Source organism: Methylobacterium sp. P3_A11 (genome assembly GCF_056403155.1).
The window spans coordinates 1-18,357 of record NZ_JBFUGA010000048.1; the positions used below are offsets into that span (position 1 = coordinate 1).

The 18,357-nt window shown below is 62.8% G+C and carries 20 protein-coding genes and 2 pseudogenes; 9 read left to right on the forward strand and 13 right to left on the reverse strand.

The features are described from left to right. The 3 genes from AC1DXK_RS16130 to AC1DXK_RS16140 form a co-directional block, all read right to left on the reverse strand. A partial coding sequence (locus tag AC1DXK_RS16130; protein WP_477298334.1) for a hypothetical protein occupies positions 1-189 on the reverse strand: 189 nt, incomplete at its 3' end. A 752-nt stretch (positions 190-941) separates the two neighbouring features. Next, positions 942-1,223, reverse strand: a complete 282-nt coding sequence (locus AC1DXK_RS16135; protein ID WP_456684413.1) for a DUF2312 domain-containing protein — start codon at positions 1,221-1,223, stop codon at positions 942-944. A 438-nt stretch (positions 1,224-1,661) separates the two neighbouring features. Next, positions 1,662-2,027: a DUF2958 domain-containing protein gene (locus tag AC1DXK_RS16140; RefSeq protein ID WP_456684412.1), complete on the reverse strand. Its 366-nt coding sequence runs from the start codon at positions 2,025-2,027 to the stop codon at positions 1,662-1,664. Positions 2,028-2,251: 224 nt separating this feature from the next. On the opposite strand from AC1DXK_RS16140, the gene AC1DXK_RS16145 reads away from it, so the two are divergent. Continuing rightward, on the forward strand, positions 2,252-2,821 hold the full coding sequence (locus AC1DXK_RS16145) for a tyrosine-type recombinase/integrase (protein WP_456684411.1): 570 nt from the start codon (positions 2,252-2,254) through the stop codon (positions 2,819-2,821). Between the two features lie 101 nt (positions 2,822-2,922). On the opposite strand, the gene AC1DXK_RS16150 is transcribed toward AC1DXK_RS16145, so the two are convergent. The 5 genes from AC1DXK_RS16150 to AC1DXK_RS16170 all read right to left on the reverse strand — a co-directional run bounded on the left by AC1DXK_RS16150 (position 2,923) and on the right by AC1DXK_RS16170 (position 6,146). Beyond that, positions 2,923-3,378, reverse strand: a complete 456-nt coding sequence (locus AC1DXK_RS16150) for a DUF1801 domain-containing protein (protein ID WP_456684410.1) — start codon at positions 3,376-3,378, stop codon at positions 2,923-2,925. Between the two features lie 105 nt (positions 3,379-3,483). Then, the gene (locus AC1DXK_RS16155) at positions 3,484-4,116 is read right to left on the reverse strand and encodes a dihydrofolate reductase family protein (protein WP_456684409.1); all 633 of its coding nucleotides are present in this window, start codon (positions 4,114-4,116) and stop codon (positions 3,484-3,486) included. Between the two features lie 5 nt (positions 4,117-4,121). Further along, the gene (locus tag AC1DXK_RS16160) at positions 4,122-4,640 is read right to left on the reverse strand and encodes an SRPBCC domain-containing protein (protein ID WP_456684408.1); all 519 of its coding nucleotides are present in this window, start codon (positions 4,638-4,640) and stop codon (positions 4,122-4,124) included. A 141-nt stretch (positions 4,641-4,781) separates the two neighbouring features. After that, positions 4,782-5,258: a GyrI-like domain-containing protein gene (locus AC1DXK_RS16165; protein ID WP_456684407.1), complete on the reverse strand. Its 477-nt coding sequence runs from the start codon at positions 5,256-5,258 to the stop codon at positions 4,782-4,784. Positions 5,259-5,372: 114 nt separating this feature from the next. Further along, on the reverse strand, positions 5,373-6,146 hold the full coding sequence (locus AC1DXK_RS16170; protein ID WP_456684406.1) for a VOC family protein: 774 nt from the start codon (positions 6,144-6,146) through the stop codon (positions 5,373-5,375). A gap of 591 nt (positions 6,147-6,737) precedes the next feature. On the opposite strand from AC1DXK_RS16170, the gene istA reads away from it, so the two are divergent. From istA to AC1DXK_RS16190, 4 genes and pseudogenes are all read left to right on the forward strand, one after another. Then, positions 6,738-8,252, forward strand: coding sequence for an IS21 family transposase (gene istA / locus AC1DXK_RS16175; RefSeq protein WP_456684405.1), 1,515 nt, complete (start codon positions 6,738-6,740; stop codon positions 8,250-8,252). Further along, positions 8,249-8,970 (forward strand): annotated as a pseudogene (gene istB / locus AC1DXK_RS16180) (IS21-like element helper ATPase IstB); the annotation flags it as partial. The gene istA and the pseudogene istB, both read left to right, overlap by 4 nt. Before the next feature lie 427 nt (positions 8,971-9,397). After that, positions 9,398-11,500, forward strand: coding sequence for a recombinase family protein (locus AC1DXK_RS16185; protein ID WP_477298337.1), 2,103 nt, complete (start codon positions 9,398-9,400; stop codon positions 11,498-11,500). 4 nt (positions 11,501-11,504) lie between these two features. Then, positions 11,505-11,669: pseudogene (locus AC1DXK_RS16190) on the forward strand (ATP-binding protein); the annotation flags it as partial. A gap of 167 nt (positions 11,670-11,836) precedes the next feature. Here the strand turns inward: AC1DXK_RS16190 and AC1DXK_RS16195 are convergent. After that, positions 11,837-12,283, reverse strand: a complete 447-nt coding sequence (locus AC1DXK_RS16195) for a MarR family winged helix-turn-helix transcriptional regulator (protein WP_456684403.1) — start codon at positions 12,281-12,283, stop codon at positions 11,837-11,839. A gap of 124 nt (positions 12,284-12,407) precedes the next feature. On the opposite strand from AC1DXK_RS16195, the gene AC1DXK_RS16200 reads away from it, so the two are divergent. Further along, positions 12,408-12,881: a tyrosine-type recombinase/integrase gene (locus AC1DXK_RS16200; protein WP_456684402.1), complete on the forward strand. Its 474-nt coding sequence runs from the start codon at positions 12,408-12,410 to the stop codon at positions 12,879-12,881. 256 nt (positions 12,882-13,137) lie between these two features. Further along, on the forward strand, positions 13,138-13,605 hold the full coding sequence (locus AC1DXK_RS16205) for a hypothetical protein (RefSeq protein WP_456684401.1): 468 nt from the start codon (positions 13,138-13,140) through the stop codon (positions 13,603-13,605). A gap of 840 nt (positions 13,606-14,445) precedes the next feature. Here AC1DXK_RS16205 and AC1DXK_RS16210 read toward each other — a convergent pair. Both AC1DXK_RS16210 and AC1DXK_RS16215 read right to left on the reverse strand, forming a co-directional pair. Continuing rightward, positions 14,446-14,643, reverse strand: coding sequence for a hypothetical protein (locus AC1DXK_RS16210; RefSeq protein ID WP_456684400.1), 198 nt, complete (start codon positions 14,641-14,643; stop codon positions 14,446-14,448). Between the two features lie 218 nt (positions 14,644-14,861). Next, positions 14,862-15,533 carry a dienelactone hydrolase family protein gene (locus AC1DXK_RS16215; RefSeq protein WP_456684399.1) on the reverse strand — a complete coding sequence of 224 codons (672 nt, stop codon included), beginning with the start codon at positions 15,531-15,533 and terminating at the stop codon, positions 14,862-14,864. Positions 15,534-15,709: 176 nt separating this feature from the next. On the opposite strand from AC1DXK_RS16215, the gene AC1DXK_RS16220 reads away from it, so the two are divergent. Then, entirely contained in the window at positions 15,710-15,985 is a 276-nt protein-coding gene (locus tag AC1DXK_RS16220; protein WP_456684456.1) for a tyrosine-type recombinase/integrase, read from the forward strand. Positions 15,986-16,032: 47 nt separating this feature from the next. On the opposite strand, the gene AC1DXK_RS16225 is transcribed toward AC1DXK_RS16220, so the two are convergent. Continuing rightward, a complete protein-coding gene (locus tag AC1DXK_RS16225; RefSeq protein ID WP_477298341.1) occupies positions 16,033-17,391 on the reverse strand; it encodes an HsdM family class I SAM-dependent methyltransferase in 1,359 nt (452 codons plus the stop codon). After that, on the reverse strand, positions 17,388-17,969 hold the full coding sequence (locus tag AC1DXK_RS16230; RefSeq protein WP_457108401.1) for a restriction endonuclease subunit S: 582 nt from the start codon (positions 17,967-17,969) through the stop codon (positions 17,388-17,390). Before AC1DXK_RS16230 ends, AC1DXK_RS16225 begins: the two co-directional genes overlap by 4 nt. 116 nt (positions 17,970-18,085) lie before the next feature. Between AC1DXK_RS16230 and AC1DXK_RS16235 the strand changes: the two genes are divergently transcribed. Continuing rightward, a complete protein-coding gene (locus AC1DXK_RS16235; RefSeq protein ID WP_457108400.1) occupies positions 18,086-18,211 on the forward strand; it encodes a hypothetical protein in 126 nt (41 codons plus the stop codon). Positions 18,212-18,357: the final 146 nt, after the last annotated feature.

An 18,357-nucleotide genomic window follows, 5' to 3' on the forward strand; every position in this document is an offset into this window, starting at 1 on the left:
GGATTGAGCCGCGCTGGAGGTCCATACCTGCGTGAGCTCACGTGCTCTGTCATGATGGCGATCAATGTGGTGCGTGCGCTCCGCATCTGACATGTCCTGCGAGGGTTTGAGAGCAGTTCTCACTCTCTCTGACGAAAAATCAGACTCGGGGTTAGCTAAGATGAACAAGAGCAACTCGGTCTTCGTCATCCTTCGGTCACCGTCAAATAGCGGCGAGGGCGGCGAATTCAGTTCTTCTGACCGCTGCACCATGAGAGGATAGAGATGAATCTGCAAGTTATATAGCTGTTGCAGGTCTCTGACGCGATCCTTCGGAATAAAGTGTTTGCGACCGCGTCTCGCTTCGCCGATGAGGGGTACTAGGTGGGGTACTGGATGCATGCGCGGCATGGTTACAGAGCCTGGTTCGGTGGCTTGCGAGCAGAAGGGTTTTCCTTCGGACAGAAATAGCCAGGGCCTTTCCTATCCGTTGCGGAGACACGCTGCAGGCGGCTCTCGACCACGCAGCGTCACGTCTACGTCGGATGAGGAAATAACGCATTCTGCGGCAAAGCGTCTATATTGCGTCACCTCAATGCTCAACCTGTTTAGACTAACAAAATTTAAGCTTGAACATAGATGCCAGCCTTTTTGCCTCCGCATTGAGCCGCGAATCACCTTCTTTGTACAAGAAGCTGATTACCGTTTTCATTGAGATCGGCTTGGTATTTGTGAAGCTGATAAGCACACTGTACGCGCTCTCATCCTTAGCGTCCTGCTTAAGCCACTTGGTCTGCTCCCTTGCGTCCGATCCGTGCACTACCGCTACATACTGACTTGGATGCTCAGATTGTGCTTTACAAGCGGGACCGGAAAACCAGTGGGCTTTTGTAGCATTCCCACTGCTGTTCATTATCGCGGACTCCCTAGCTCATCTTTTGAGGAAAGTTCATCCGTAGTATTCAGGCGGCCTGCGCGACCGGGTCGGGAGCCGGCGCGTCCATGGCGCGCAGGTAGAGCTCGAGCAGCGTCTCCTGCTCCTCGCGCTCGTCCTTGTCCTGCTTGCGAAGCTTCAAGATCTCCTTGAGCACCTTTACGTCCAGGCCCTCGCCCTTAGCCTCGGCGAAGATCTCCTTCTTGGTCTCCATCAGATCCTTGATCTCTTCCTCCAACCGCTCGATGCGCTCGATGATGGAGCGGATGCGGTCGCCCGCGACGCCTACGGTGTCAGTCATATCACTCATGCTCCCTCCTCGCGCTGATGCGGGGCGGCACTTTTGCGGATCAGGATCAACGAGGGGTTAAGCGAACCGGCGGAGCCTGCTTAGCTATCTTGCCGGGCGTTTTCTGGTTGCTGTGCCTGCCGCGCCAGATGCAGCGTCCCACGCCGGATCGCCCACCGATTGCATGCCATGTTCAGCACAGGGATGCCCTGCCGCGACAGCGACACCGCCACGCGGCAATCGGATCAGTCGGAGGTGCAAACGGGTGCTGCGCCGAGCGGAGTGCCGCGGCCGGAGGGTGCGTGATGTGCTCGGCAGGTCAAGCGCGAGCGCGTTGGCCGCCTTTCGCAGACACGGACACTGAGCCAGCCGCAGTGTGTGGTGACCTCGATATGGTCAAGCCGCAGTACCAGGCAGGAAAGGGACTGCGCTGGCAGCCCCTTCGCACATGCCAGCATCTTACGCGCTCGGATTAATGCTTGGCCCACGGTCTAACTCGAGGATCCGGCCGGCGGCTCTCGCAACGCGCGTATATACCGAGATCGGATGCGTACCTCGGAATGAGCGGTCGCGCTCCAAGCCGATGGCGAGCCCAGCACTGACCTCCTTTAGCTCCTCGAGGCTGACGTAGCCGAGCTCAGGCTCGCCGAAGCCGAGATCGCACAGCCCGAAAAGGGTGTCGCCATCCGCCTCCATCGCGCAAATCAACCAAGTGGCCGGTCCCACCGGATTGAACAGCTTGAGCACGGGGTGGTGGTCGCGCTCCGGTTCGCGGCCATTGGCCAGGAGCAGCTTTCGGGTAGCAGCGTCGATCAGGGGCGGCATGGGCAACCTCGCGCGTGGGATGAGGAAGCCGTGCAGCCAGGCTGATCAAAGAGCGAGCGCGCCAAGGTTGAGGTGTGCCCGCACGAAAACGTCATAAAATGTAGTTTTTCTGAGGTTTGCAGCTAAGTTGTTGATATTGCTAAAGAAAGGCAAGAGCTCGCTCTCGGCTTGATTTGGAAACATCATGCCTTGCCGCTGAGGCGTACAAATTTTGAGGTTTTTCGATGAGCCAGGCCCGAGTTCCAAGCGATGCTGAGCTGAGAAGACTTTTGGCTGTTGCGGGCCAAGGCAAATATGGTCATCGGAACCGAGCTGCTCTGATGCTGAGCTACTTGGCCGGTCTGCGGGTCGGCGAGATTGCCTCGCTACGTTGGGGTGATCTCCTCGACGGGGACGGGAGGGTGCGCGAGCAGCTCCGGTTGAGCGCGGCTGTTACCAAAGGCGGACACGCGCGCGTCGTGTTCATGAATGCTCGCCTACGACGTGAGATTGAGCAGTTCCGATCCAGCCTGATCGAAGCGCCACAAGCTTCGCAGGCGGTCCTCATCACGCAGAAGAGGTCGGCGTTCAGCGCAAACGTGCTGACGCAGCTGATGAAGGGCTTCTACGTCCAGGCTGGCTTGGACGGCGGATCGAGCCACAGTGGTCGACGCTGGTTCATCACTCGCTTGGCCCACGCAGGCATCTCGTCCAAGGCCATTATGATGCTGGCCGGACACCGTCACCTCTCGACAACGCAGCGCTACATCGACGTCAACGACGAAATGATGCGTGCTGCGGTCGAGGTACTTTAGAGCCTTCCAATATCTCCGACTAATCGGTTTTGTTGAACAACTTCACCAGATCAGAGAGGCCATAGATGCTGCCTGTGATCCAGCCGGTCTACGTGATCGTCTCAGATGGGTGGCTGCGGCCTCAATGGCCGGGCGGCGTTGAATGTGATTGCCGAGGCGATGATAGCTTTGAACGCACCCTCGTCGATCGTGTCGCCATCGCGCAGATCAATCGCGCGCCGCGTGCCACCGTCTAGCCCAGCGTTGAAGAGGCCCGATGGATCTGGCAGCGACGCGCCCTGCGCAAAGGTCAGTTTGACCTTGTCCTTGTAGGTTTCGCCCGTGCACAAAATGCCGCCGTGCGACCAGACGGCGACACCCAGAGGATTGGACGGCTTCCGCCATTTCACGTCCTCGGTAACCGCCGGATCGGCCTGCCAGATCAGATTGCGGATCGAGGCTAGCATCGCCCCGCGCCAGTCGCCCAGCGCGGCGATCTTCGCGTCGATCAACTGCCCGGCGGTGCCGGTATCCTGGTCTCTTCCCTGAGTTGCAACGTCCGTCCTCTTGCCGGCCATCAGCGTCTCTCCCAAGGTAGTCCAACGCGCCGATCACATGCCTCAAAAAGGCCCGCAATGGATCGGCTTTCGGCGTTGAGGCGTCGACCGGCTCCCTTCCGACAATCAGCGCGTCAGCACGATGTAGGTCGCGAGCTCCGTCGGGACCGTCTCCGTCACGCGATAGCCGAGGCCTGGCAGGTCTATGCCCGCGAACAGGTGTTCGCCCCGGCCCAGAACGATGGGTGACACCGCCAGCTGCATTTCGTCGATCGCGCCCGCGAGCAGATACTGCCGGACCGTCGACACGCCACCGCCGACCTTGACGTCCAAGTCGCCAGCGGCGGCCTTGGCCTGGGCGAGCGCCGCCTCGATCCCCCCGGTGATGAAATGGAAGGTCGTCCCGCCCTCCATCTCGATTGGCGCCCGGGCGTGATGGGTGAGGATGAAAGTCGGTGCGTGATACGGGGGATTGTCGCCCCACCAGCCCTTCCACGCGTCGTCCGGCCATTCGCCCCGGATCGGGCCGAACATATTGCGGCCGAGGATGAAGGCGCCGAAGCCTTTCATCCCGTCCTCGGCAAAGCGATCGTCAGTCCCGCCCTCTTGCCCGATCATCGAGCGGAAGGCCCGCGTCGGGAAGAACCACCGCATCAACTCCGGGCCGCCTTTCCCGAGCGGATGCTCGAGGCTCTGGTCCGGGCCGGCGCCGAAGCCGTCGACGGACACTGCAAAACCTCTCACGCACACCTTGCCCATGGCGGTCAGACCTTCGCGTCCAGGCTGATGACAAGCTCGTCCAGCTGCGCGAATTGCTCAGCCCAGCCGCTGGTGCTTCCGCAGGCCATGGCCTCGTTGAGCGCTTCCTTCGAGGGATAGAGCTCGTGCACGACGACGCGTGTCGCCCCGCCCGTTTCCTCGAAGGTCACGGTGGTGACGGCCCCGTCCTCACCCCCTTCGTCATTGGTCCAGACGAGTCGGGCACGGGGCGTCACCTCGACGTATCGGCCGAAGAACGCCATGGGCTGCTCCGAGGAAGGATGACCCATCACCAACCGGTAGGCGCCGCCCGTGCGGATATCGGCCTCGAACGAGATCAAGGACACGCCGCACGATTTGGGCACCCACCATTGCTGAAACAGCTCCGGCTTGGTCCATGCTTCGAACACGATGCGCGCCGGTCCACTGACGGTTCGCGTAACGACGAACTCCCTTTCTGATGCCGGCTCCACTGTTGTGCGGGCCTTCCTGGCGGCGGGAACATTCTGTCCGCTTGCGTCCATCGAACGTCTCCCTCTGCTTCGACCCTTGCCTCCTGATCGGCGCCGAACATCCATGAACTTGCGCCATCCAGAATGCTCAGAAGCCATCGAGCGGGATGGCCATCTTCAAGATCAGGCTCTGACGGCTCTCGCCAGCTCAACTCACGCCAGGAGGGCGTACAGGTCTGTCTCCGCCTCCTCAGGCGGCACGTCGGGAGCGGCATAGATCTCCCAATTGAGGCCTGCAGGCACCAATCCTTGGGCCTTGATGCCCGAGAACACGCGTCCCCATGCGTCCGGCAAACCCGCGTAAGAACCGCGCATACGAAGATGAGCAGCGCGTCCTTTTGGCAATGTGAAGAGGCTCACCGCTCCTGACACGCTGAACCCTTCCGGCACGAAGACACCCGGCGCGTAGTCGATCATCCCAGCCTCCGGAGGCCGCCAAACCGTCAGCGTCCAGCCACCGTTCTCAATCCCCGCATCTTTCAGCAATGCATCGAGTAAGGCGCGTGCCTCACGCTGTGCTCGGGGAAGATCAGCAAAGGCCACGGTGTTACGGACTATCGCGATCAGTCGTGGTTCAACCGGCACGATCTCGATCTGAGCAGCATCTATCCCGGCTGCAGTCATGATCATACCCTCTTACGTGTTGTGGCGACCTAGGACGAGCGGGCTCGCAGCTCCCCGGCAAGCAAAGGTGCCGCCCGTGCGTCAGCACGTCGAAGAGCCTCGCTCTGATTTAGCCGAAAGTCAGGTGTGAGGACTGAACAGCGCGAACATCGCACCTTGCGGGTCAAGGCCCTGGACGATCCAGTCACCGCCTGGCACTTGGTGCGGGCCATTGATGACGGTCCCTCCCGCAGCCTGGATGCGCGACACTGCAGCCTCGATGCTGTCGACGCGGAAGTAGTAGGTCCAGAACGGTGCCGGAAGGCTCGGCGGCTTGGTCATCATCCCACCGATCGCGGCGCCACCAGCAGCGAACAACTGGTAAGTGCCCATAGGCCCCAGGTCGACAGCGTCGGCTTTCGTCCACCTAAACAGGTCAGAGTAGAAGCTGAACGCACTCTCGGCGTCAGCAGCCATCAACTCACGCCACGCGGCGTATCCCGGCTCATCAGGGAGGGCCGGTGATGCCGACCCACACTCCATGCCCTTGAACAGCACGAACTCGGCCCCTTGCGGGTCTGCCACGACGGCGAAACGGCCGATGCCCGGGATGTCGGTCGCTGGGCGGTGAATCTGACCACCGCCGTCTGTCACCCGCACCGCGTAAGCATCGACATCGTCAACGATGACGTAGCCGAGCCAGCCCGGGCGAGCGCCGGCAGCACACGCGTCCTCGGGCAGGGTCATCACCCCCGCCACCGGCGTGCTTCCGGCGAGGAAGGACGTATAGGTCATACCAGGTTGGCTCGCGTCACGGGCATTCCAACCGACCACGGCCTTGTAGAAAGCCTCTGCGGCCGCTGCATCGGTCGTCATTAGCTCGTACCAGGCAAACTGTCCGTGCGCGCTCGACATACAGGCCTCTCCGATCGGGCAATGAGCTTCGCGGAGCCCCCGCCAGCCTGATAATATTGATATCAATATGATCTGATTTGTCAATACGGCCGAGCTTGCGTTGCGAGCGGCTCAGCCCGGTAAGGGAGCACGGCTTCTCCGACAATGTCGCGGGCAATCGGACTGACGAACCCAGCCTCCTCGGCAAAGCGCCGGAGCACTGCCTCAACGTCGCGCTCGCTCCAGTTTGCAACCTAAGCGGCGGCAAAGCCCATCATCGTCRTGGTGCATCAGCATAATCGCTAAGCCCCTTAAGCGTCTTCTGAGCGCCTCGGGGGGGGGTTGCAGCTGTATGCTGGTGCAGCGAGCACCCGCGGCAGCTCGAAGCCGAGATCGCAGGCGCGGCGGAGGCGAGCGGGTGCAGCGCGGCAATCAGGATGAGACCAGCGCGTCAATCAAGATGAGAGGAACCGCCGATCTGATGACGCAAGGAGGGCAGAGCCCGACCGGAGGCATCGGATCGGCGTCGGCGTGACCTCCAGGGGCACGTCGTCTGGTGATCGCGGCCACCGGGCCAGCTGCGGGGTCGTCCTCAGTTTGAGGAGCCCGCCCGTGCCCGGCCGCCACGTGACCGATCACCAGATGAGGCTCTTCATGCAGTTCCGTCAGAGCGACAGCGTCGCTGCGGCCGCCGCCAAGGCCGCCTTCAGTCCCGCCACCGGCCATCGCATTGCCGCCGATCCGCGTCTGCCCTCGGCTAAGAAGACCCCGCGCGGACGGCGTCGGCCCGATCCTCTCGCCGAGGTGTTCGAGGCCGAGATCGTGCCATTGCTCGAAGCCGCGCCCGGCCTGAGGCCGGTGGCCGTCTTCGAGGAGATCCTGCGCCGTCATCCCGATCTCGGCGAAGGGGTCCGCCGGACGCTGGAGCGGCGTATCCGGGCTTGGCGCGCCGTGCACGGAGCCGACCAGGACGTCATCTTTCGTCAGACCCACGAGCCCGGGCGGATGGGGCTGTCGGACTTTACCGACATGGCCGATCTCGGCGTCACCATCGCTGGGCTGCGCCTCGACCATCGGCTCTACCACTTCCGGCTCGCCTACTCCGGCTTCGAGCACGCCCACGTCGTGCTCGGCGGCGAGAGCTTCGTGGCGCTCGCCGAAGGGCTGCAGAATGCCCTCTGGTCTCTCGGCGGCGTGCCGCGCGAGCACCGCACCGACAGCCTCTCGGCCGCCTTCCGCAACCTCGACGAGGCCGCCCAGGAGGATCTCACCCGCCGCTACGAGGCCCTGTGCGCCCACTACGGCATGACGCCCACCCGCAACAACACCGGCCTCGCCCACGAGAACGGCTCGGTCGAGGGCCCGCATGGCCATCTCAAGCGGGCCATCGCCGACGCGCTCCTGCTGCGCACCAGCACCGACTTCCCCGACCTGACCGCCTACCGCACCTTCGTCGACGAGCTCGTAGGACGCCGCAACGCCCGCCAAGCCAAGCGCATCGACAGCGAGCGGGCTGTCCTGGCGCGGCTGCCCGAGCGGCGCTCGTGCGACTACGAGCAGGTCAGCGTGCGCGTTTCCTCGGCCGGCGGGTTCCGCCTGCGCAAGGTGTTCTACACCGTGCCCTCGCGCCTGATCGGCCACACCCTGCGCGTACGCCTCTACGACGACCGCCTCGACGTCTTCGTCGGCGGCTCCCACCTCCTCACCCTGCCGCGGGGGCGGGCTCATCCGGACGGACGGCACGATCAGGTCGTCGACTACCACCACGTCATCCACGCCCTCCGGCGCAAGCCGATGGCGCTGCTCAACCTCGTCTACCGCGACCGGCTCTTCCCGCGCGCACCCTACCGGCACGCCTTCGAGGCCCTGCGCGCCGCGCTTCCGGAACGGCAGGCCTGCCGCATCGCCGTCGACTTACTTGCGCTGGCCCATGACCGCGGCTGCGAGGCCGAGCTCGCCGAATGTCTGGCCGTCGAACTGGCCGCCAAGCGCCTGCCCGATCTCGCCGCCTTGCGCGCCCGCTTCGCACCCGATCCGGCTACCATCCCTCACGTCAACGTCGTCCTCGGCTCGCTGACGAGCTACGAGAGCCTCCTCGACGGCGTCACGACGGGAGGGGCGGCATGAAGGCCCTGGCCCGCACCACGACCGCGGTCGACACCGCCCGGCTCGGGATCATGCTCGGTGAGCTGCGCCTGCCGACCATCAAGACCGTCTGGCCCCGCTTTGCCGAACAGGCCGACAAGGAGGGCTGGCCCGCCGCCCGCTTCCTCGCCGCCCTCGCCGAGCACGAGTTGGCCGAGCGCGACAGACGACGCATCGAGCGTCATCTCGCCGAGGCGCGCCTGCCGCCGGGCAAGACGCTCGATGGCTTCGACTTCGCCGCCGTGCCGATGCTCTCGAAGGCTCAGGTCATGGCGGTCACCGCCGGCGACGCTTGGCTGGCGCAGGGGGCCAACCTGCTCCTGTTCGGTCCACCTGGCGGTGGGAAGAGCCATCTCGCCGCCGCGATCGGGCTCGCTCTCGTCGAGGCCGGCTTCAAGGTGCTGTTCACCCGCACCACCGACCTCGTCCAGAAGCTGCAGGTCGCCCGGCGCGACCTCGGCCTGGAGGCGGCCATCGGCCGGCTCGACCGCTTCGACCTGCTGATCCTCGACGACCTCGCCTACGTCACCAAGGACCAGGCCGAGACGAGCGTGCTGTTCGAGCTGATCAGCGCCCGCTACGAGCGCCGCTCCCTGATGATCACCGCCAACCAGCCCTTCGGCGAATGGGGTCGGATCTTCCCCGAACCCAACATCGCAGAGTACCGTCATCGTCGACGGTCTGGTCGCTCACGTCACCGTCACTGATCCAGGCCACGCCCTGTGCGGTCAGCGCCTGCAGGTCACGGCGCTACGCTCCGCACGCGGTCCGGCCTTCATCGTCGTCGCCCTACCCGACGGCCGCCGCCGTTCGATCCGCCGCGCCGCCACTGACCTGCTGAGCGCGCCGGAGATCGCCGTCACGGAGGCCGTGCCGCTCGTCAGCGTGCCCACGCTCCTGCCGTTGGCCCACCATCTCAGCGCGATGCCGCCCCCCGGCGACGAGGAGGTCCATCGCGATGTCCACGGCTCCGTCACACCCGCCCCGTCCCGGCCCTCGCGATCCAGCCCCGCCGCGGCTCTGGCCCAACCTCCCGGCTGCGACGCAGGCGCAGATCGCCAGCCTTGTCGCCGACCTGCTGCGACGCCCCCAGCCCGAGCGACGCGACGCCGTCGAGGAGAGCCGTCGTGCTGAGCGCCACGCTCGCCCCTGACGCGCCGCCGAGCGCGCTCCACCGTGCCAAGCGCGCCTTCATCTACGTGCGTCAATCTTCGCTCGCCCAGGTCCGGCACCACCAGGAGAGTACCGAGCTGCAGTATCGCCTCGTCGAGCGTGCGGTCGGCCTCGGCTGGCCGCGTGAGCGCGTCCACGTCATCGACGAGGATCTCGGCCTCTCCGGCGCCGGCAGCGTCGAGCGCCGCGGCTTCCAGACGCTCATCGCCGAGATCGGCCTCGGCCATGCCGGCCTCGTCCTCAGCCTCGACGCCTCCCGCTTGGCCCGCAACAACCGCGACTGGCACCAGCTCCTCGAACTGTGCTCGCTGTTCGGCGTGCTGCTGGCCGACGGCGAGCGGCTCTACGATCCGACCGCCTATCACGACCGGCTGCTGCTCGGGTTGTCCGGGATCATGAGCGAGGCGGAGCTGCACCAGATCCGCGTCCGCCTTCACCAGGGCGAGCGCCAGAAGGCGGCGCGCGGCGAGCTGCGGTTGCCGCTCCCGGCCGGGCTCGCTCACGACGGTGCGGGCGCGATCGTGCTCAACCCGGACGAGGAGGTTCAGGGGCGCCTGCGCCTCGTCTTCGCTAAGTTCCAGGAGCTGCAGAGCGCGCGGGCCGTGATGCGCTTCCTGCGCGCCCACCACCTGCCGCTGCCCGTGCGCCCGGTGCTCGGCCCCGCCCCGCACCCGGTCGTCTGGCGCGAGGCCGACGGTGCCCGGGTGCGCGCCATCCTGCAGAACCCCGCCTATGCCGGCGCCTACGTCTACGGCCGGCGTCGGACGGACGCGATCCGGCGCCGGCCAGGAGCGCGGCCGACGACTTCGAAGATCGCCCTCGGGGCATGGGAGGTCTGCCTGCGCGCTGCTCATCCCGGCTACATCGACTGGGAGGCGTTCATGGCCAATCAGTCCCGCCTGTCCCAGAACACCAACCACTACGAGGGGGGCCTACCCGGAGTTCCACGGCACGGCCAAGCGCTCCTCCAAGGCATCGCGTTGTGCGGGCGCTGCGGGCGTCGCATGGGCCTGCGCTACAGCGGTCCGCGCGGCGATTATCCCGTCTACGGCTGCCGGGTCGATCGCGATCAGAGCGGCGGGTCGCTCTGCCAGGAGGTCCGCGCCCAGGCCGTCGACACGGTGGTCGCGCGCCTCCTCCTCGAAGCGCTCGCGCCCGACCGGATCGCCATTGCGGTCGCCGCACTCGCGCAGATTAAGGCGCAGGCGCAGCTGCTGGAGCGGCAGTGGGCGCTGCGGCGCGAGCGCGCCCGCTACGAGGCCGAGCGGGCGCGGCGTCAATACGATGCAGTCGAGCCCGAGAACCGCCTCGTGGCGCGTTCGCTGGAGAAGGTGTGGGAGGAGAAGCTGCGCGCCCTGGAAGCGATCGAGCAGGATCACGCCCGCTGGCAGCGCGAGGAGCCCTTGGTACTGAGCGATGTCGATCACCGGGCGCTGCAGCGACTGGGCGAGGATCTGCCGCGGATCTGGCACGCGGCGGCAACCGCACCGGCCGAGCGCAAGCGCCTGCTGCGCTTCGTCGTGCGCGAGGTCGTCCTCGACCAGAAGCGCGTGCGGGGCCAGGTCTGGTTCAAGATCGTCTGGCAGACTGGGGCGACGAGCGAGCACCGCCTGCAGCGGCGTGTCCACGCTTACCACGACTACATCGACACTGGCCGCCTGCGCGACCGGATCGCGGCGCTCAACGGCGCGGGCCTGATGGACGAGGCGATCGCGGCTCAGTTGAACGCCGAGGGCTTCGTCTCGGCACGAGGCCGCGCGTTCGCAGGCGGCAACGTCTGGCTGCTGCGGCGGCGCTTCGGCATCCTGACGGTGAAGATCAACGGCGCGAGCCCGAACCCGGCGCGCTGGCCGGATGGGAGTTACTCGATTCAAGGTGCAGCGGCGGCTCTGGAGGTGACGGCCCAGACCGTGTTCAAGTGGTTGAGGCGGGGCCGGCTCGTCGGTCGGCAATCGAGCAACGGGCAACCATGGCAGATCGCGCTGACACCGGGCGCGGTCGAGGAACTGCGAGCGGACGTGCGTCGCACCAGACGATCCACGAAGGAGGCATCATGACAGCTTCGGGGATCCGGCCATGACGCTCGCTGCCGTCGACCGGCTGGTGCACCATGCCACCATCTTCGAGATGAACGTCGACAGCTACCGGCGTCGCACGGCCCTGGATCGGAAACGCGGTCCTGGTCGACCGCCAACTCGCGCGACAATCAAAACTGCCGATGCGTGACGCGCCGCGACACGAACCTGACCCGACGCCACCTTGCGCCGGTCGATCGACCCGCTCATCATCAACCCGCCGCGACACCGGTCACTCATCCTGATTGTCGCTGACATCTCATCCAGATCGCCGCGCTACAAGCGGGCAACTGGTGCCATGAGCCAATGCTGTCATGCTCAGGCTAAAGCACGCATTGCTCGACGCACCGCCTCCGCATCCAAGTCCGGCAGGAGCGCTTCGATCGCTTGATGAGTCTGCTCCCAGATTGGCACCGCCTGCCGAAGAAGCGCCTTCCCCTCTGCCGTCAGCCGGAGTAACCGCTCTCGCCGGTCTGCAGGGTTGGGCGTCACATCGACGAGACCACGGCGTTCCAGAGGCTTGAGAGCCGCGGTCAGAGTTGTCTGATCCATCGCAAGCAGCGCGGCCACCGGCCCCATGGTCGGCGGCTCAGGACGGTTCAGCGACATCAGAAGGGAGAACTGGCCGTTGGTCAGTTGCACCGGCCGCAGCGCCTCGTCGAAGCGCCTCGCGAGGGCGCGCGCGGTGCGCTGCGCATGCAGGCACAGACAGGTGTCCCGAACCAGTAGGGTTGTCTCGAAGGGGACATCGAGCGGCTTAGACATTTAAAAATCGTATTGATATCAAGGCTATTAATCAAGGCCCGAGCGATGCCCCCCGGGGGGGGGGGTGACGGGGGGCTATACAGATCACCTCCTACGTGATGTTTAACTGCTGCCGGCCGGTCTGATGCTGAGCTACCCCGCGGACCTACGCGTCGGAGAGATCGCAGTGCTACGCTGGGGTGATCTCCTCGACGGCGAGGGGAGGGTGCGTGAGCAGCTCCGGCTGAGCGCGGCCATCACAAAGGGTGGGCATGCGCGTGTGTTGTTCATGAACGCGCGCCGGCGCCGCGAGGTTGAGCAATTCCGGTCGAGTCTGGCCGAAGCGCCGCTGACTTCACAGCCGGTACTCATCACACAGAAGAGGTCGGCATTCAGCGCGAACGTCCTCACGCAGCTGATGAAAGGCTTGTACGATCAGGCCGGCCTGGACGGTGGCTGGAGCTACAGCGGCAGAGGTTGGTTCATCACCCGCCTTGCACATGGCGAGAACTCGCCCCAGGCGATCATGATGCTGGCTGGCCACCGACACCTCTCAACCACGCAGCGCTACATCGATGTCAACGACGAGATGATGCGTGCAGCTGTCGAGGTGCTCTGACCGAGACGCCAGCACGAGCGCCCGTCATCTGGCGAGGCCGCTGTTTTACGTCTTGGTGAACGCGCAGCACGAGGATGACTTATGCTCAACCTCACGGCACCACGCGTCTTAACCTCTCTCATACCCTTCGTTTTGATTGGGCCGGCCGTTGCCAGGCTCTACATGTGCATCCCGACGGTCTTCCCGTCGGTTGTGAAATTCAGGACGTGGGCATTCATTGACACCTACGTCGTGCAGTCTGCGGGCCCGTGACCTGATGCCCACCATCTACCTGGATTGCGATGGCGTACTCGCAGATTTTGATGCTGGTGCCGGACGCATCTTCGGCATGCCACCGAGCGAGTTTGAGCGCCGCTTCGGGCTGAGGCGGTTCTGGAGCAAGCTGGCCTCGCTCGACGACTTCTTCGGAGGGCTTCCACTGTTGCCCGATGCCATGGAGCTCTACGAGGCTGTGCGTCATCTGAAGCCAATTATCCTGACAGGACTGCCGCGCGGCAATTGGGCTGAGCCGCAGAAGCGGCGCTGGGCAGAGGCGCACTTCCCAGGCGTCGAAGTGATCACCACGAGCGCGGCATTGAAGCGGGAGCATTGTCACCCAGGCGATGCCTTGGTGGACGATCGCGAGAAGTACCGTCACCTCTGGGAAGAAGCCGGCGGCATCTTCATCCATCACCGCGATGCAGCCACTTCGATCAGCGAGCTACGCAGCCACGCCTTTCTGTAAAGGAAGCCAGGGAGATCGGCTCCGGTCTTCCTAGACAAAGATCTGCCGTCACCCATATGATGTGCGAACGTTGTCAGCGCGAATTGTGCGGCTGAGCGTGATGTTTTCAGGATTCCCACACACATGAAGCGCCGAAGCGCGCGACCGTTCACGGTCGAAGTCAAGCACACCCGCACATCCCGTGCCTCGCTGTCCGATGCCACCGCACGTTCCCGCAAGAGCAATGATCTTTGGCAGGGTCTGCCACTGATCGCGGATAACCAGCCCGCCGAGGTGAAGCCGGTACAGCCGGTGCAGCCAGCTTCTTCCGAAGCTGCTCGGCTCGAGACACCCGCTCGTCGTGTACTGCCGAGCCTGGTGCCGATGTTTGCCATGCCGGTTGAGCCCGAAGTCCAGGCGATTCATGAAGCACCAGTGCCGGAGCGCCTGCCGCGTGTCCGCCCTGTCAAATCGGCGGCCGAGCCCCTGCAGAAGTCAGCTGCTAGGGTTAGCCCGAGGCGAGGGCCTCGCGCTGAGCCAGCAATACAGCCGCGGGTTACACCTGCTGCCGTTCCTGCCTCGATCACAACGCCCGTCATGGTCTCGCAGCCTGCTGTGGCGCAGGCGCGTACAGTACGGCGTTCTCAGCCGGCCGAAACACTGCGCCTTGGCGAGCGGTGGAAGCGACGGCTTCCGCGCGTCCTCAGGTGATCTGGCCCCGGGCTGTCTGCCGCACGTTGATGCTTTGCGTCCAGCTGGCTCTCCAGAATTCGTCACCAAGGGTCACGCGGACGCTCGACAACCTCGTTGCGCATCCGGCGGAGGAAGCTGTGGCAGCGGGCTGAGTGCTGGCGCCGACTGCTACGCCAGTTCCGCGTTCGGCTCTGATGACGCAGCCTCGCACGCCTCACAGGCACGGTCCAGGAGGGTTTGCAACCTCTCTGGCATAGTATCGAGACTAGGCAGATCGAGTTGCTTCAGTCCATGCGCGATACCCTGCAGGACGGCATCAATGCCATCATCGCAGCCGCTGGTGTGGAGGTCCTTGAGTTCACGCATGATAAATGCTCCCGGTCAGCAGCTCCTTTCACGGGTGCATCTGGCCGAACTGTCATGTGGCGGTAGACAGCTCAGATGGTGCCTCCGGCTGAATATTGAAATGGATAGCAGCCATGCGGGCGGACGTGCCCGCTCGCACACGGCTCTCCAGCCCTTGAGCCGCAGATCTGGCCTTGAACAGCGCTGTGAGCTCGCAAACTTGGGTACCGTCCCGAAGCTTAAGCGGCCTGGAGGTGCTGTCCGAGGAATCCTGCAACGCGTGTAGCCGCATCGAGCTGTGCTGGTCCCGAAAGTCCATGACCCTGGCCTTCGTAGATCCGGATCTCGTGCGCCGTTCCCTGCTCCTGAAGCAGTTGCTCCAGCCCTCGTGCGTGAGAGACCGGCACGATTGCATCTGCGCTGCCGTGCAGGATCAGCGTAGGCGGCAGGCGTGGGCGCTCACGCTTGAGCTCCTCCGGTAACGGACCGAAATAGTCGACAATCGCCCGCACCCGCGGCTCAGCTGCCGCTGTGGTGAGGGCCAGAGCTGCACCGAGCGAGATCCCAACGATGCCGAGCCTCTGCGCATCGGTATCAGGCTGGTCCGCYAGCCAGACGACTGCATCGCGCACCGTCTCCGCCCAGAGCGGAAAGTCCTGCCGCAGCCGGGTATAGGCAACACGCCGGTCACCAGTCCGGTCAAGGTAGTGGACGAAGGCGACGTGGTAGCCTAAGGCAGCAATCGTGCGAGCGGCCAAGTGGTAACCCGCGGCAAAGGTCAGCCCGTCGGCACCGTGCAGGAGAAGTACAGCTGGGCTGGATGCTCCGTTCCCGTCGCCCCCTGCAGAGCCGCCAGAGGCAGCGAACCATTCCACCTCAATTCGTCGGGCGCCACTCGTGAAGCTCTGCATTTGAGGATCTATGTTCCCGCTTTCTGGCCTGAACCGCAGAGGTGGGAGGCCGCCTTGGACATTAGGATGCGGCACTTCGCGCTCCTACGGAGCCACGTGGCTGATCATCGAGAAGCCTAAATCACATATGATTAGCGGCCGGTGAGATTGACCGGGTTCGATCCACCTTGGCCGAGATGCCCGCCTCGTCGCAGCCGGTCCTCATCACCTCGAAGAGGTCGGCATTCAGCGCCAACGTGCTGACACAGCTGCTGAAGGGCTTCAACACTCAAGCAGGTCGAGACGGTGGCTCAAGCCAGAGCGGCCGCCGCTGGCTCATCAATCGCCTGGCCCACGCAGGCATCTCGCCCAAGGCCATTATGATGCTCGCCGGTCACTGGCATCGCTCGACGACGCAGCGCTACATCGACGTCAACGACGAGATGATGCGTGCGGCTGTGGAAGTGCTCTGACATGTAGAAGGCCACACTTGAGTAATGTTGAAGCTTAAGCCTCATGATTATCTAAATATCGCGATGTCTGCTAGCAGATTGTCGATATCTTCTAATAGGCTCGCTGCTTCATTCTCCGCTTCATGGGCTAAGTTATAGATTGCCTTGACATCTATCTCCTCGGATGAGGCCTGCGATACCCAATCGGACGGCAATAGTTTAAAACCACTTTCGTGGACGACATTTATACTGATGCGGGCAACACGCGTGTTATCTGTTCCGTTCACGTATTCGAAAAATATTTTCTCTGCCATATCATCTTCGATGCGCTCAGATCGTCGTCTGCCCAGAGTGTAAAATTTTGTTGCGTCTACGAACGACACTGTGTTGGTGGATTTATTCGACCCAATTTTGGAAATAATGAGTAGCACAAAAGTTATTTCAGTCCAGGGAACAATTCCTCTAGGTAAAGAAATGACGCCTTCGAGAATTCCATCCCGAACAAGTTGTTCTCGCAGAGCTTTGTCATTCCGTCTGGAGAGAAAACTTTGCGGAACTAAAACGCAGGCCCTACCATTGGCTTTTAGAGAAGCGATGGATTTTTCAAGAAACTGTGTCTCCAGGCGGGTGTGCCGATGAGACGAGCCTGAAAGCTGCACTTGGTCAGTCAATCTCGTTCTGTAGATCGGCCCAATCGGAGGATCGCTTAACACAATATCGAATTTCAGCAGCTCGGACTGAGGAGTGAGAAGCGGCGCAAGCAGCGCGTCGCTGATTACGATTTTTGCCTTCGAACCTAGAAGGAAGAGTCTCAATGTGGCGAGACTTGCGGCTACTGAATTGAGCTCCTGCCCGATTAGATAGCAGCCTAGCTTTCTCCGCGCCGTTTCCGCCAGCAAAGCTCCTTGACCGCAGCTAAAGTCGGCGACCTTCGCCCCCTCAAAGCACCTAGCCAGGTCGACCATCAATCTAGCCAGTGGCCTGGGTGTCGCTGTTTCAGATATCGACGGCCCGAAGCTCAGATCGTCCAATGCACTATCGAAGAATGCGCCGAATTTCTCGATCGTCTTGAATTCTGGAAACTGCGTTAATTCTGATGCGGAAGAGACATGCTCAGGTAAGCTGCCGCCCACAAGCAATATGTCTCGCACAAGGTGATGTGTGAAAATACCTTCAAGCGATCCGAACTCATGCTCCACCAGTGCCGCAACTTTAAATAGAAGCGCTTCAATTTGCGCACTGTCACCGTAGTGAACTGCAGAACTTCTTATCTCCTTCCAAAGCGACTCAAGTCGACACTCTTTTGCTAGAAGCGCAAGAGCTGCAAGCACGAGTATACGACGCCCGGTGGTGAGCCGGTCCGATCCGCGGATTCGTGATGAAAGGGATCTGAGTGCGTCGATGCTAAGGGATGGCTCGATGCTCAAAGCCCGTCCTCTTCGTTCGGCCAGAGGTTGCTGTAGATTGCTTCAAGGGTGATCATGCGCCGCATTTTCACAGAAGCTTCGATAGCAGCAATATATTTCTCTGTTATGTCGGATAAGTCTGATAGTTTTGATAGTATATCTACACTTGGTAGTTTTATAGGAAGTTTTCTTAAAGCATGCACGCTAAAACCTGGAGTTACAGATCCGGCGAAATCTGAAAGCAGCAGTTCTTCTATCTTCGGATGGCGGAGGTATGCAGCTATAGCTTCAGCGTTGATTTGGGGCTTTGGCCTTACAACGATCAAATTGGCTCCTGGGAGTGAGCCAACGTGCTGCTCGCGAACGACGGCAGACCGTACCGCGCCCCTTGCTGTTACAACGATGTCATTCAGTTGAAGTTGCAGCCGCTGTAGATCGGAGAGGTCCGGCACGCGCACCTGCTCCAGCCTCTCAAGAGGCGAGATACTGACATCAACGTCCTTGATGCTGACAACTCGCAGGCCTCTCCCGGCAGCGTCGGTTTTCAGCCGGCTGGTGGGCTTTCCGGTAAAAACGTCAACGATGAGGTCGGCAAGCACGATCCGCTCCAAAAGCCGTCAGCATATGGACCATATGCTCGTTGACGAACGACGCGAGCGTATGGTACTTATGCTCTATCTGATGCCTAGCGAAGCCTGGCTCTGGAGGCAATCCCATGCACCTTGAGATCGGTCTGACCGACGCGGCCACGATCACTGCTCTCGCCGCATTCACCACCGCGCTGGCTTCCCTGATTGGTGCGGTAGCGAACGTCATCTGGGCTGCTCGTCGACGGGCTTGAGTGTAAGGTTCTGCCGAGCCCACCTACCGTCGTGCATGGTGAGGCGTGTCACGGCGATGGCATGCCAAGAGAGGATAGAATTTTTCGGGGACGCACTTGGCTATCGAAGCTTCACCGACGTCTAGAATGCGCGCCGGTGGCCGCGC

Bases quoted from the DNA above. Each gene is read 5' to 3' on its own strand.
- AC1DXK_RS16135 (WP_456684413.1), bottom strand. From the start codon at position 1,223: ATGAGTGATATGACTGACACCGTAGGCGTCGCGGGCGACCGCATCCGC.
- AC1DXK_RS16140 (WP_456684412.1), bottom strand. From the start codon at position 2,027: ATGCCGCCCCTGATCGACGCTGCTACCCGAAAGCTGCTCCTGGCCAAT.
- AC1DXK_RS16145 (WP_456684411.1), top strand. From the start codon at position 2,252: ATGAGCCAGGCCCGAGTTCCAAGCGATGCTGAGCTGAGAAGACTTTTG.
- AC1DXK_RS16150 (WP_456684410.1), bottom strand. From the start codon at position 3,378: ATGGCCGGCAAGAGGACGGACGTTGCAACTCAGGGAAGAGACCAGGAT.
- AC1DXK_RS16155 (WP_456684409.1), bottom strand. From the start codon at position 4,116: ATGGGCAAGGTGTGCGTGAGAGGTTTTGCAGTGTCCGTCGACGGCTTC.
- AC1DXK_RS16160 (WP_456684408.1), bottom strand. From the start codon at position 4,640: ATGGACGCAAGCGGACAGAATGTTCCCGCCGCCAGGAAGGCCCGCACA.
- AC1DXK_RS16165 (WP_456684407.1), bottom strand. From the start codon at position 5,258: ATGATCATGACTGCAGCCGGGATAGATGCTGCTCAGATCGAGATCGTG.
- AC1DXK_RS16170 (WP_456684406.1), bottom strand. From the start codon at position 6,146: ATGTCGAGCGCGCACGGACAGTTTGCCTGGTACGAGCTAATGACGACC.
- AC1DXK_RS16195 (WP_456684403.1), bottom strand. From the start codon at position 12,283: ATGTCTAAGCCGCTCGATGTCCCCTTCGAGACAACCCTACTGGTTCGG.
- AC1DXK_RS16200 (WP_456684402.1), top strand. From the start codon at position 12,408: ATGCTGAGCTACCCCGCGGACCTACGCGTCGGAGAGATCGCAGTGCTA.
- AC1DXK_RS16205 (WP_456684401.1), top strand. From the start codon at position 13,138: ATGCCCACCATCTACCTGGATTGCGATGGCGTACTCGCAGATTTTGAT.
- AC1DXK_RS16210 (WP_456684400.1), bottom strand. From the start codon at position 14,643: ATGCGTGAACTCAAGGACCTCCACACCAGCGGCTGCGATGATGGCATT.
- AC1DXK_RS16220 (WP_456684456.1), top strand. From the start codon at position 15,710: ATGCCCGCCTCGTCGCAGCCGGTCCTCATCACCTCGAAGAGGTCGGCA.
- AC1DXK_RS16235 (WP_457108400.1), top strand. From the start codon at position 18,086: ATGCACCTTGAGATCGGTCTGACCGACGCGGCCACGATCACTGCTCTC.